Annotated in this window: 13 protein-coding genes; 3 read left to right on the top strand and 10 right to left on the bottom strand. The window is 71.2% G+C overall.

The window, feature by feature from the left end; genetic code table 11:
• Positions 1-27: 27 nt before the first annotated feature.
• From ACZ4FH_RS23690 to ACZ4FH_RS23720, 7 genes are all read right to left on the bottom strand, one after another.
• The gene (locus ACZ4FH_RS23690) at positions 28-1,608 is read right to left on the bottom strand and encodes a M4 family metallopeptidase (protein ID WP_467307158.1); all 1,581 of its coding nucleotides are present in this window, start codon (positions 1,606-1,608) and stop codon (positions 28-30) included.
• A gap of 161 nt (positions 1,609-1,769) precedes the next feature.
• Positions 1,770-2,366 carry a GNAT family N-acetyltransferase gene (locus ACZ4FH_RS23695; protein ID WP_467307159.1) on the bottom strand — a complete coding sequence of 199 codons (597 nt, stop codon included), beginning with the start codon at positions 2,364-2,366 and terminating at the stop codon, positions 1,770-1,772.
• Complete coding sequence (locus ACZ4FH_RS23700) at positions 2,359-2,916, bottom strand: lasso peptide biosynthesis B2 protein (protein ID WP_467307161.1); 558 nt, start codon at positions 2,914-2,916, stop codon at positions 2,359-2,361. Before ACZ4FH_RS23700 ends, ACZ4FH_RS23695 begins: the two co-directional genes overlap by 8 nt.
• Complete coding sequence (locus ACZ4FH_RS23705; RefSeq protein WP_467307162.1) at positions 2,916-4,715, bottom strand: albusnodin/ikarugamycin family macrolactam cyclase; 1,800 nt, start codon at positions 4,713-4,715, stop codon at positions 2,916-2,918. Before ACZ4FH_RS23705 ends, ACZ4FH_RS23700 begins: the two co-directional genes overlap by 1 nt.
• 67 nt (positions 4,716-4,782) lie before the next feature.
• The gene (locus tag ACZ4FH_RS23710; RefSeq protein ID WP_467307163.1) at positions 4,783-4,914 is read right to left on the bottom strand and encodes an albusnodin family lasso peptide; all 132 of its coding nucleotides are present in this window, start codon (positions 4,912-4,914) and stop codon (positions 4,783-4,785) included.
• 141 nt (positions 4,915-5,055) lie between these two features.
• The gene (locus ACZ4FH_RS23715) at positions 5,056-5,793 is read right to left on the bottom strand and encodes a GntR family transcriptional regulator (RefSeq protein ID WP_467307166.1); all 738 of its coding nucleotides are present in this window, start codon (positions 5,791-5,793) and stop codon (positions 5,056-5,058) included.
• A 102-nt stretch (positions 5,794-5,895) separates the two neighbouring features.
• Positions 5,896-6,471 carry a TerD family protein gene (locus ACZ4FH_RS23720; protein WP_383648360.1) on the bottom strand — a complete coding sequence of 192 codons (576 nt, stop codon included), beginning with the start codon at positions 6,469-6,471 and terminating at the stop codon, positions 5,896-5,898.
• Between the two features lie 212 nt (positions 6,472-6,683).
• On the opposite strand from ACZ4FH_RS23720, the gene arfB reads away from it, so the two are divergent.
• Entirely contained in the window at positions 6,684-7,109 is a 426-nt protein-coding gene (gene arfB, locus ACZ4FH_RS23725; RefSeq protein ID WP_467307168.1) for an alternative ribosome rescue aminoacyl-tRNA hydrolase ArfB, read from the top strand.
• A gap of 25 nt (positions 7,110-7,134) precedes the next feature.
• On the opposite strand, the gene ACZ4FH_RS23730 is transcribed toward arfB, so the two are convergent.
• Positions 7,135-7,641: a flavin reductase family protein gene (locus ACZ4FH_RS23730; protein ID WP_467307170.1), complete on the bottom strand. Its 507-nt coding sequence runs from the start codon at positions 7,639-7,641 to the stop codon at positions 7,135-7,137.
• A 367-nt stretch (positions 7,642-8,008) separates the two neighbouring features.
• Here ACZ4FH_RS23730 and cdgB point away from each other — a divergent pair, with 367 nt between their 5' ends.
• Both cdgB and ACZ4FH_RS23740 read left to right on the top strand, forming a co-directional pair.
• Complete coding sequence (gene cdgB, locus ACZ4FH_RS23735; protein WP_383648366.1) at positions 8,009-9,658, top strand: diguanylate cyclase CdgB; 1,650 nt, start codon at positions 8,009-8,011, stop codon at positions 9,656-9,658.
• A 143-nt stretch (positions 9,659-9,801) separates the two neighbouring features.
• Positions 9,802-10,770 (top strand): CBM35 domain-containing protein, encoded by a 969-nt coding sequence (locus ACZ4FH_RS23740; protein ID WP_467307171.1) that lies wholly within the window; start codon positions 9,802-9,804, stop codon positions 10,768-10,770.
• A 63-nt stretch (positions 10,771-10,833) separates the two neighbouring features.
• Here ACZ4FH_RS23740 and ACZ4FH_RS23745 read toward each other — a convergent pair whose 3' ends face one another.
• Both ACZ4FH_RS23745 and ACZ4FH_RS23750 read right to left on the bottom strand, forming a co-directional pair.
• Positions 10,834-11,175 (bottom strand): peptidase inhibitor family I36 protein, encoded by a 342-nt coding sequence (locus tag ACZ4FH_RS23745; RefSeq protein WP_467307290.1) that lies wholly within the window; start codon positions 11,173-11,175, stop codon positions 10,834-10,836.
• A 224-nt stretch (positions 11,176-11,399) separates the two neighbouring features.
• Entirely contained in the window at positions 11,400-12,251 is an 852-nt protein-coding gene (locus ACZ4FH_RS23750; RefSeq protein ID WP_467307173.1) for a class II fructose-bisphosphate aldolase, read from the bottom strand.
• Positions 12,252-12,287 lie beyond the last annotated feature (36 nt).

Raw genomic sequence — 12,287 nt, forward strand, 5'->3', positions numbered from 1 at the left:
CGGCTCCTGGGTGGGGGGTGCGGGGCGTCAGCCGACGTTGACGGCGCTCCAGGCGGCGTCCACGGCGGCCAGTTCGGCGCTGTCGGCGCCGTAGAGGTCGGTGGCCGCCTTCTCGGTGGCGGTGCGGGCGTCCGCGTAGTCGGTGGTCGAGGTCATGTAGACGGAGAGGGCCTTGTACCAGATCTGGACGGCCTTGTCCCGGCCGATGCCGGTGACGGTGGAGCCGTCGGCGGTCGGCGAGTCGTAGTCCACGCCGTTGATGGTCTTCGCGCCGCTGCCCTCGGACAGCAGGTAGAAGAAGTGGTTGGCGACGCCGGAGGAGTAGTGGACGTCGAGGTCGCCGACGCCGCTGTCCCAGTAGTCGGCCGAGCCGCCGTCCTTGGAGGGCTCGTCCATGTAGCGCAGCGGGGTGCCGTCGCCGTTGATGTCGATCTCCTCGCCGATGAGGTAGTCGCCGACATCGGTGGAGTTGTCGGCGGCGAACTCCACGGAGGTGCCGAGGATGTCGCTGGTGGCCTCGTTGAGCCCGCCGGACTCGCCGCTGTACTCCAGGTTCGCGGTGGACGAGGTCAGACCGTGGCTCATCTCGTGGCCGGCGACGTCGAGCGCGGTGAGGGCGCTCTTGTTGTCGGCGCCGTCGCCGTAGGTCATGCAGAAGCAGCTGTCGTCCCAGAAGGCGTTGACGTACGCGTCGCCGTAGTGGACCCGGGAGTAGGCGGCCTTGCCGTCGCCCGCGATGCCGTCGCGGCCGAAGGCGGACTTGTAGAAGTCCCAGGTCTGGGCGGCGCCGTAGTGGGCGTCGACGGCGGCGGTCTGGCGGTCGTTGCCGGTGCCGTCGCCCCAGGTGTCGTCGTCGTCCGTGACGAGGTCGCCGGTGCCGCTCTCGCCCTGGTTCAGGTCGTACGTCGAGTGGCCGCCGCGGTCGCCGTCGGTCAGTTCGAAGCCGGAGCCGGAGGCGGTGGTGGAGAGGTCGACGGTGCCGCTGTACTGGCTGTTGCCGACGCCGGAGGTCTCGATCTCCTCGGTGCTGCGCAGGGTGGCGCCGGTGGTGGCGTCGGTGAGGACGCGCACGCGGCTCGGGGTCCCGTCCTTCCGGACGCCGGTGCGGACCGACTCCAGGGCGAGGACGGGGGTGCCGTCGCCCGCCCAGATCACCGTGCGCGCCCCGGCCGCCGTCTTGACCTCGGGTGTGGTGGAGGGCACCGATATCCGGGCGCCGGTCGCCTTCGTGACGCTCTTGAGGGTGCCGCCGGCCGTGGTGTGGGTGACCAGGTCGCCGCCCAGCACGGGCAGTCCGGCGTAGGTGCGTTCGTAGCGGGTGTGCACCGTGCCGTCGGCGTCCTTGACGACGTCACGGGCGATCAGCTTCTCCTGCCCGCCCAGGCGCAGGGCCTTCGCGGTCGTGGAGGCGTCGCCCTGCGCCGACTTGATCGCGGCGGTGCGGGCCGCGGCGCTGTGGAAGGTCTGGGCGGTGGGGGCGGAGGCGGTGGGGGAGTCGCCGGGGGTCTGCTGCCCTGCGCTGGCCGTACCGGTCTGGAGTCCGACGACGGTCATCGCGGCGACGGCGGCCAGGGCCGCGGCGCGGCGGGTGTTCCTGTGGGGGGACATACGTGCTCCGTTGCTCGTTCCGTGGGGGGTTACGAGCCGAGAGCGTGCCACCGAATGACCAGTTTTGACGGTGTACCAACAATTGCCTCACAAATCTTTGACCACTTCTTGTCCGACTGGAGGCGGTCTCTGTCCGCTATCCGGCGGGGGCTTCCGGGATGTCAGGGGGCCTCGGGCCCTGGGCCGTCCGGCCCCGCAAGAAGCTCCCGCACTGCCGACGGCCCCGTGAAGTCCCCGGCCAGAGCATCCATCACCAGCTCGTCACACACCCGCCCGAGCCAGTACCCGCCCTCCCGCAGCCGGCCCGCGTGCCGGAACCCGGCCCGCTCGTACGCCTTGATCCCGGCCGTGTGCGGCGCCAGCACCTTGAGCCACACCGCGCGCAGGGCGGCGACATGGAACGCGTAGTCGAGCGTGAGGCGCGTCGCTTCGCTTCCCAGCCCCCGTCCCCGCGCCTCGCGGCACAGCATCACGACGAACTCGGCCGTACGGACGGCCGCGTCCGGAAGCAGCGTGGTGACTCCCACGGGGACGGGTTCGCTCCCGCCCACGTCGTAGACGGTGAAACGGATGTTGCCGCCCCGGAGCTGGTGCTGCAGCCCTTCCCTGCGGGCCTCCAACGACTCGGGTGCCTGCCGGCCGTAGGCGATCATCAGCGTGGGGTCCTGCTCCCACCGCCAGTACGTCTCGACCAGGTCGGCGCGGTAGGGGCCGAGGCCGCAGGTCTCGGTGGTCAGCCACAGAACCGGCTCAGGCACGGGTGTCTCCGATCGTCAGGACGGGCGCGTGGAGAAGCGTGGAGAGCGGCTCGGCCACGGGCGTTCCGCCGACAGTCTGGACCCATGCGTGCAGGCGTACCGGGTCCGGCGCGACGCCGTGGCACCAGACGGCGGACCTGCGCCGGACGGCGAGGAGGAGCACGGCGGCGGCAGACTCCTCCAGGCAGGCGGTCCGGGCGGGGGAGAACCGTGCGGCCCGTCGTACCGCGAGCACGGCACGCTCGGCTTGTTCGAGGGTGGCGGGGTGCACGGCTGCGGATGTGACGGTGCGTAGGGAATCGGTGAGGCGCCGCATGGCGGTCTCCTTGCTCCCCGCCGCCTTCACCGCCAGGACGACGACGAGGGCGGCGACTGCCATGGGGCTCCCACCGGCGGGCGGGACGGTGAGGCCGGCCGGGTGCTCGGCGCTGCCCCAGCTCGCCCTCGGCGCGGTCGACGGACCGGGAACGGCAGGGATCAGACAGCGCACGCGTCCGGTGCGGTAGTCGATGACGACCCGGACATGGCCGAAGTCCACAGACCTCTCCATCACGCGGCCCTTCCGGGGACGGAGGACACCCAGGCGGGTCCGGGGGTGTGGGCGAGAGCGCGGAGCCAGGCGTTCACGGCGATGGCCTGCTCGATGTGTGCGAGCGGAATGGGCACACCGGCGGCGGCCCGGCGGACGTGGTCCTGGAAGCGCTTCTCGTCGATCAGGCCGAGCGCGGCCGGATGCGTGCCACCGGTGTGCAGCAGTTCGGGGAGCGCGGCGCGCATCCCGTTGTAGTGGTCGGCTTCGAACGAGCCCTTCGTGGTGCGGGCCGCCAGTTCGGCGGGGAGGACATCGGTGAACGCCCGCGTCAGCACCGGTTTGTAGGCGTGGAGCGGCGGGCGCCGGCCGAGCGGGGTCCGCAGCACCGCGTCGACCACCGATCCGTCCAGAAAAGGGTTGTGAAGTTCGATCCCGCATCCGTCGGCCAGTTCGGCGTCTGCGGCGGCGGTACGTGCCACCTCCCGGATCTCGTCCACGAGGACGCGCACCGACGCGTCCAGGCCCGGAAGCGATTCGGGTGCGGCGCCGTAGCGGCCTGCGGTCTCGACGAGGAGGCGTACCGCCGACGGATCTGCCCACTCGGGCACGGGGAGGGTGGGGAACCACTCGACGTCCCCTCGGTTTCGTGGTCCCCTGCCCGTCAGTTGGCCGGCGAGTGCGACGCGGGCCTGCTCGCGGCCGGTGTGCGCCATGGCCACCGCGGCGCGGAGCAGCGGGGCGACCGCGGTGCGGCGGAGCCGGGCCCAGCCGAGGGCCTCGTGGGCGGCGCGGGTGCAGCGGTGGTGGCGCAGCAGATCGGCGAGATGGGCCGGGGGCTGGAAGAGGACGCTGTCCCCGCCGTCGCCGGTCAGGTGGGTCCGGGTGCCGAATGACCGGTGCATCCAGCGGAGTTGAGCCAGGAAACGCGCCTGCGTGAGGGTGGAGGGCGCGGGTTCGTCGGTGACGGGCACATCGGTGAGCCCTGTGTACGGGCGGTGTTCGTCGCCGAGTGGGACCAGGTGGTGGCGGATTCTTCCGTGGGAGGCCGCGACGGCGAGCCTGGCGTAACGGAGGTCGGCGCCGTCGAGGATGCCGCGGGGGTGCACGGTGACGGCGTTGAGCGGGTCCGGTACGGCCCGTGAGGCGAGGACGGCGACCGTGGTGGAGTCGAGGCCGCCGGAGAGGTCACTGGACAGTGCGGGATCGGCGCGGGCGCGAAGGCGGACGGCGGAGGTCAGCGCGTCGCGCAGGCGCAGATGCGGCGACCCGTCCACGGGATCGGGGCGCCATGTGGTGCTGCACGCGTAGAGGCCCCCGGCGGCCGGGAGTTCGACGCGGGCCCCCGGCGGGAGCTGTTCGACTCCTGCGAAGAATGTGCGGCCGGAGACCAGCACGGGCAAGGAGGGGGCGAGGATCGCGCATGCCAGACGGGTGACGTCGACGCGGGAGCCCACCAGCGCACCCAGGTACCGGGCGGACGTCGACCACGCCCAGGTCCCCTGCCAGGGGACCGCGTACAGAGGCAGAGCCGCGGCCGGGTCGGTGTGGAGGACCAGTCCGTGCTCCCGCTCCTCCAGGACCGCGTACGCGCCCGGCCACTGCCAGGCCGCACGGGTGGGCACAGGGCGGTCGGCGAGAGCCTGCACCTCCTGGTCATCCGCTCCGCACAGGCCGATGACGTGGATGCGCCGACCGGGGCGATGCGCCGTGCGTACGGGGACGCGGCCGAGCCGCCAGAGGGACGTCGTGGTGACGCCTTCCGCGCCGAGGGGGCGAGGAAGGCCGGGCCGAGTGCTGCTGAAGCCGCCGATGGGCACCTTTTCCTCCGGATCGGGGGACGCGGGGCGCGGCCCCGGGGCCGGGACCGCGCTCGGTGGGGCACTGTCAGGCGTTGTACGCGCGGCGCTTGTCCTCGCTCTGGCCGGCGCCCTGGCCCTCGGTCAGCTCGGTGACGTCTCCGAGGTCGACGGTCACCGTCTCCCCCTCGGTGGTGGCGGCGCTGTGCTCGGTGATCACAGTGGTGCTCCTTTCGTCGATGCGTAAGTGAAGCCATTGCCTCCCTAGGGAGATTGAAGCACTTCTCCCTAGGGAGGTCAAGGGGGTGTGAAAAAGGGCCCGCGAGAACGGGCCCCTGGGGACGATGTGCGCGAGGTGGCGTCAGCCGGTGATGTGGTACTCCATGACGTAGGCGCCGGCGTCCAGTAGCATCCGGTTCACTTCGACCGGCCTGCCCTCGGCCGTGAGCGCCGTCCGGTAGATCTCGACCACGGGCGTCCCGTCGGCGAGCCGCAGCAGCTCGGACTCCTCCTGGCTGGGCATGCGGGAGCGGAGTTCCTCGACGAACCGGACAGGTCCGGCGCCGAGTTCGGCCAGGCGCGCGTACGTTCCGCCCGGCCCCGTGTCGTCCCGGGCGATGGCCGAATGGCGAACGAGGTCGGCCGGCAGGTAGGAGACGGCGGACTGCACCGGCTCGCCCTCGACCTCGAACACCCGGTCCCGCACGATCACCGGCGTTCCCGCGGCCACATCCAGGGCGCGGGCCACGTCGTCCGGCGCGGGTGCCTCGTACACGCGGACCCCCGTGACCTGCATCGGGCGCTCGCCCACGTCCGAGCTCCAGATCGACCGCCCCGTGCCCCAGCCTTCCTGTGCGAGCCGACGGTTCGCGACCCGGCGAATCGGCTGGAACTCCCGGACGTAGGTGCCGCTTCCCTTGCGGCGTACCGCGAGCCCCTCGCCGACCAGCAGCATCAGAGCGCGACGCGCGGTCTCCTTGGCCACCCCGTACGTTTTGACCAGGGCGGGCTCACCGGGCAGCCGCGCGCCGGGAGACAGTTCGCCGGAACGAATGCGCTTCCGCAGCACGTCGGCGATGTCCCTGGCGTTCTCCGCCATTGCTTCTCACTTCCCTAGGGTGGCCATAACAGCTTGGCACATGCGGAAGCCCCCGGCCGCAGGACGTTCGGCCGGGGGCTTCCGTGGAGCGCGGGACGAGTGTCAGATGCTGACGCCGAAGTCCTGGGCGATGCCGCGCAGGCCCGAGGCGTAGCCCTGGCCGACGGCGCGGAACTTCCACTCGGCGCCGTTGCGGTACAGCTCGCCGAAGACCATGGCGGTCTCGGTGGCGGCGTCCTCGCTCAGGTCGTAGCGCGCGATCTCGGCGCCGCCGGCCTGGTTGAGGATGCGGATGTACGCGTTGCGGACCTGGCCGAAGTTCTGGCTGCGGGTCTCGGCGTCGTAGATCGAGACCGGGAAGACGATCTTGTCGATGTCGGCCGGGAGGGCCGCCAGGTTGACGTTGATCTGCTCGTCGTCGCCCTCGCCCTCGCCCGTGACGTTGTCACCGGTGTGGACGATGGACTGGTCCGGCGTCGACTTGTTGTTGAAGAAGACGAAGTGGGCGTCGGAGAAGACCTTGCCCGCGGTGTTGACCGCGATCGCCGAGGCGTCGAGGTCGAAGTCCGTGCCGGTGGTGGTGCGGACGTCCCAGCCGAGGCCGACCGTGACGGCGGTGAGGCCGGGGGCCTCCTTGGTGAGGGAGACGTTGCCGCCCTTGGACAGGCTTACTGCCATGGGAAGTCCCTTTCATCTGTCGAGTCGGGCTTCGTGCCATCACGAAGCTACCGTCACAGGTCATAACGCAGGCAGGGGACCGCCAGGTTCCATCCGGCTTTACTTTCTTTACCGAACGATGAGAGTTACGCCGTACGGGTGAGGGGCCCGCGCCGGGAGGCCGGAGGGAAACCGGGGTGACGAACCCCCCGTCCGCCGGGGACCATGGGGGCATGTCCGGTCCCTATGTCATCCGCGGAGCGGTCTCCCTGCCGGAGGCCGAGCTCATGTGGCGTTTCTCGCGGTCCTCCGGGCCCGGCGGTCAGCACGTCAACACCAGCGACTCCCAGGTGGAGCTGCGCTTCGATCTCGCGTCCACCGGCGCGCTGCCCGAGGTGTGGAAGGAGCGCGCGCTGGAGCGGCTGGCGAACCGGCTGGTCGACGGCGTGGTGTCGGTCCGCGCCTCGGAGCACCGCTCCCAGTGGCGCAACCGCGAGACGGCCGCCGTGCGCCTGGCCGCGCTGCTCGCGGAGGCCACGGCGCCGCCGCCCCGGCCCCGGCTGAAGAAGAAGATCCCGCGCGGGATCAACGAGCGCCGGCTGCGGGAGAAGAAGCAGCGCGCCGAGACCAAGCGCGGCCGGTCCGGACGGGACTGGTAGCGCCGGTCCCGTAGCCGGAAGGGCCTCAGCCCAGCTGCCGGTAGCGTCCCCGGAAGTACGTCAGCGGGCCGCCGTCGCCGGTCGGCAGGTGCGCGCCCAGCACGCGGCCGATCACCAGGGTGTGGTCGCCGGCCGTCACGCGCTGCTCGGTGCGGCACTCCAGCGTCGCGAGCGCGCCGCCGACCAGCGGGGCCCCGCTGACCTCGCCCCGTACGTACGGGATGTCCTCGAAGAGCAGCCGGTCGCTGATCCGGCCCTTCATGGCGAAGCGGCCGGCGATGTGCCGCTGGCTCTCCGCCAGGACGGAGACCGCCCACAGCGGCTGCTCGGCCAGCAGGTCGTCCATCCGGGAGCCGTTGCGCAGGCTGACCATGACCAGCGGCGGGTCCAGCGACACCGACATGAAGGCGGTCGCGGTCATCCCGACGTCCTCGCCCCTGCCGTGCTCGTCGAGCGGCGGCTCCTGGGCGGTGATCAGCACCACTCCGGCCGCCAGCCGGGCGAGGGCGCCGCGGAACTCGTCGTTGCTCACCCCCTCAGCATGGGGGACGGGCTCGGTACGCGGGGCGGGGGTCTTCGTCTGCAACACATCCGGAACGCTAACCGCGTACGGTGGGCCCCCGCATCGGGCCAAGGGACCAGGCAGGTCCTAGGACCGGTCCCCGGCGTCGCGGGCCGGGTTTGCGTTTTGCGTTCATGAAACGGATGTGCGGACCGGCACGGCTCACGAGGCCCTTTTGCCACCTGTTGTGACTTGAGTCACAGAGCGCGATAATTGTTGACCCTGTGTACCGGGTGCACAGCTCACTGTGATTCAGTGGCCGTGACACTGCAGTAAGTACGTCAAGTGCGTCGATATGACATCTGGAGTGCTGTCGAGGTCTCGGGGAGTGCGAGCGATGGAGGCCGAGTCGGAGCCGTACGTCCGTCTTGCGACGATGCGGCAACTGCACCAGGTCGTGACCGATCTCAACACGGCACGGAGCCTGGCCGACACACTGCAGACCGTGGCCGACGGCATCGTCGCCGGTCTCGGCTACGAGCTTGCCTGCGTCAACCTCGTCCGCCCCGACGGCGATCTCGTCGTCGCCGCCTTCGCGGGCAACGCCGCCGCCGAGGCCCTGATCACCGGCCGCGTCGGCTCCCGCACCTCCTGGGAGCGCCGGCTGGCCATGGGCGAGCCCTGGGACGAACTGCGGTTCATACCCCACACCGACGGCTGGGTGCTCCTGGACGACGACGTCCCGCAGTGGCACACCGAGGGCCCCGAACCCCGCTTCGAGGACGAGTGGCACCCGCAGGACCGGCTCTACGCCCCGATGTACGCCACGGGCAGCGGTGTGGACCTCCTGGGCGTCATATCCGTCGACCGCCCCCGCAACGGACGCCGCCCCGGCGCCTGGGGCCGCGAGGCCCTCCAGATGTACGCCTCCCAGTCCGCCATTGCGATCAGCAACGCCAAGCTCCGAGCAAACATGCAGCGCGCCCTGGTCCGCCTGGAGCGCGAGCAGCAGGCGCTGCGGGCCAGCGAGGAATCCTTCCGCCAGGCCTTCGAGTACGCCCCCAGCGGCATGGCCATCGCCGAACTCGGCGGGGACCAGCACGGCCGGCTGCTGCGCACCAACGACGCCCTGTGCCGGCTGCTGGGCCGCCCCGCCTCGGTGCTGCGGCGCTACTCCTTCGCCGATCTGGTCCACCCCGAGGACATCGGCACCCTGCTGCGCACCTCCGCCGAGGGCGGCCGGGCCGAGCTGCGGCTGGGCCGCCGGGACGGCACCTATCTCTGGGTCTCGCTGCGCAACTCGGTGGTCGCGGACACGGCGGACGGGCCGCGCTTCCTGCTCACGCACGTCGAGGACATTGAGGAGCGCAAGCGCCACGAGCTGAACCTGGCGCACCGGGCCTCGCACGACGCCCTGACCGGGCTGCCCAACAGCGCTGAGCTGCGCGCCCGGCTCGGCGCCCGGCTCTGCGAGCGCCCGCACGCGGCGATGTCCTCGGACGTGGAGGCGCTGGACGCGGCGTACGGGGACGTGGACGAGGCCCGTGCGCACCACTTCCCCTCCGACGGTTTCGACCCGGCCCGGGGCGTCGCCCCGTACGACCACCATGTGCACACCGTCGCGCCCGACCCGGATCACGACGACGGGGCCAAGGGGCTCGCGGTGCTCTTCTGCGATCTGGACGGCTTCAAGTCGATCAACGACCGGTTCGGGCACCACACGGGTGACGCGGTTCTCATCGAGGTCGCCCGCCGGCTGACCACCTGTGTCCGCGACGGTGACACCGTCGCCCGGCTCGGGGGTGACGAATTCGTCGTGCTCGCGGACGGGCTGGGGTCCGCGGACGCCGCCGACCTGGCGGTTCGCCTGCGAAATGCCATCATTCCGCCCATTCGGGTCGACGGGCGCGCGGTCCGCGTCGGGGCGAGTTTCGGGATCGGCTGGGCGGCCTGCGGGATGACGGCCGAAGAGGTGCTGCGCTCCGCCGACCAGCGGATGTATGTGGAGAAGCGGTCCCGGTCGAAGGTTCACCGGAGGGCCGGCTGAGGTTCTCCGGGACGTCGGCCGCGGCCGGCGGGTCCCGCCCTCCGGCAATTCTTGACGTGGGCCGTTCGGGGTAGGCTCGGCCGGTCGGCGACGGCTGGCGACATTCGGCGACGGCTGGCGACATGGTGAGGAGTGACCCAGGGATGGCCGGGAACAACGGCGCGAGCACACCCGAGGACGACGATCCGTTCGGCTACCTCTACGAGGACGGTCAGGCGGCCGGCGCGCAGCCGCCGGGCGGCCAGGGCGGCTACGGCTACCCGGGGCCCGCCGCGCAGCCGGGACGGCCGCGGACCTCGTACAACCAGGTCCGGACCGTCGGTGAGCGCCAGTACGGCCAGGTGCCGCAGCAGCAGGCGTACGGGCAGCCGCAGCAGCCCTACGGCCAGCCGAATCCGCAGTACGCGGCCCCGGAGACGTATCCCGGCGGCCCCGCGACGCAGGTGCCGCGCCAGGGCGGCGGGCACGGCGGTTCCGGCGGCAAGGGCGGTCCGAACACCAAGGGCCTGCTGATCGGCGCGGTCGCCGTGGTCGCGGTCGTGCTCATCGGCATCGGCGCGGCGCTGATGACGGACGACGGCGACAAGGGCAAGAAGGGCGAGGCCGGGTCCTCCTCCACGGCCGGTCCGGCCGGTGAGGTCGAGGAGTCGCCGACGCCCGAGGCGAGCACCAGCTCCTCCGCCCCGCCGGAGCTGCCGAAGCAGGACGCGGCCGCGCTGAAGCTCGGCGGCGACGCGACCGTGGACAAGACCGTCAAGGGGGCCGAAGGCCCCGACGGCGCCTATGTCTCCGGTTTCAACGCCGTCGGATCGTCGGTGACGTGGCGCGCCGACATGAAGGAGGCCGGTTCGTACCGCCTGACGGTGCGCTACTCGATCCCCGGCAAGGACGCCAATGCGACGTTGACGGTCAACGGTAAGCCAAACTCGCAGCCGATCGGACTCAAGAACTTCATCCATTCCTCGGATCCGGACTGGGAGAAGAACTGGCAGACCACCTGGGCCCCCGTCGAGCTGGTTGAGGGTGAGAATGAGATCAGTGTTTCCTGCCAGGACGGCAATCAGTGCGATGTGATCCTGGACTGGCTGGAAGTCACCCCGGCGAAGAGTTAGCCCCGTTGCGATAGGTGATTGCGGCCTCTCCTGGTTTTTGAATCCGGGAGAGGCCGCATTCGTCTATCCGTAGACCTCGATCCCCGTAGCGGTTGACCCGGTGTTGTCCGTGTAGGTGCCCGGATTCAGGGTGATCAGCTTGGTGCCCTCGCCGCAGCCGGTGCTGATGTGCCAGAGAACTACGCGGTAAGACGTCTGGTTGGAGAAGGACCGGGCAGTGGTTATGGGATAGCAGCCGGGCGCCTTGGCGTAGACGGTCCTCGTTCCGGTCCTGTTGGTTCCCGACCACCCGCAGAGGTTTCCCTTTGGGCAGGTGTTGGGGTCGGCCGCCACGGCCGGTATGGCCGGGACTCCGGCCAGCAGCGCGCCGGCCAAAGCCACGGTCGTCAGACTTTTCCTGAGCATGCTCACGTGAGGCTCCCTCTCTCCCTTGGATCCCCTGGGTAGGGATCCAAGGGAGATCCTTTCTGGGACCGTTGCATTTGAGTAGAGCCACGGAAGAGCATTGGCTCGATCCATTTCACGTCGACGTGTCGCACCCCTTGCAATTCTGGCCGCGGCCGTACAGGTTCCTTGCCGGACCTTGGCCGAAAAGCCGTTCGGCGCACGCGGCGCGCCGGGTCGTGGGGTCAGCCCATCAGGGCGAGGAAGCCGGCGACCGTGGCGGCCATGGCCTCGCGGCCGGGGGCGAGGTACTTGCGGGGGTCGACGCCGGTGGTGTGCTCGGCGAGGTGGGCGCGGACCGCGGCGGTGAAGGCGGTGTTCAGGGCGGTGCCGACGTTGACCTTGACCATGCCGGAGGAGGCGACGGCGCGGCGGATCTCGTCGTCGGGGACGCCGCTGGAGCCGTGCAGGACGAGCGGGACGGGGACGGCGTCGCGCAGTCGGCCGATCAGCTCGTGGTCGAGGGCGGCGGTGCGCTCGGTCATGGCGTGCGAGGAGCCGACGGCGACGGCCAGCGCGTCGACGCCGGTGGCCGCGACGTACGCGGCGGCCTCGTCCGGGTCGGTGCGGACGCCGGGGGCGTGGGCGTCGAGGGGGGCCTCGCCCTCCTTGCCGCCGACCTTGCCCAGCTCGGCCTCGATCCAGATGCCGTGGTCGCGGCCCCAGGCGACGGCGGCGGCGGTGGCCCGTACGTTCTCCTCGTAACCGAGCTTCGAGGCGTCGAACATGACCGAGCCGAAGCCCGTCTCATGGGCCTGGTGGAGCAGTTCCACGGATTCGACGTGGTCGAGGTGGAGGGCGAGCGGGGCGGTGGAGGCGCGGGCGACGGCTGCGGCCGCGGCGGCGACGGGGGCGAGCCGGCCGCCGTGGAACTTCACGGCGTTCTCGGAGATCTGGAGGACGGCCGGGGCCCCGGCGCGCTCGGCCCCGGTGGCGATGGCCTCCGCGTGCTCCAGCGTGATGACGTTGAAGGCGGCGATCCCGTGGCCCCGTGCCTGGGCGGCGGAGACGAGTTCACCGGTGCTGACGAGCGGCATGCTGACCTCTGTGTTCTCTGCGGGCCCGGAGGGGGC

It is taken from the genome of Streptomyces sp. NPDC024555 (assembly GCF_055559335.1).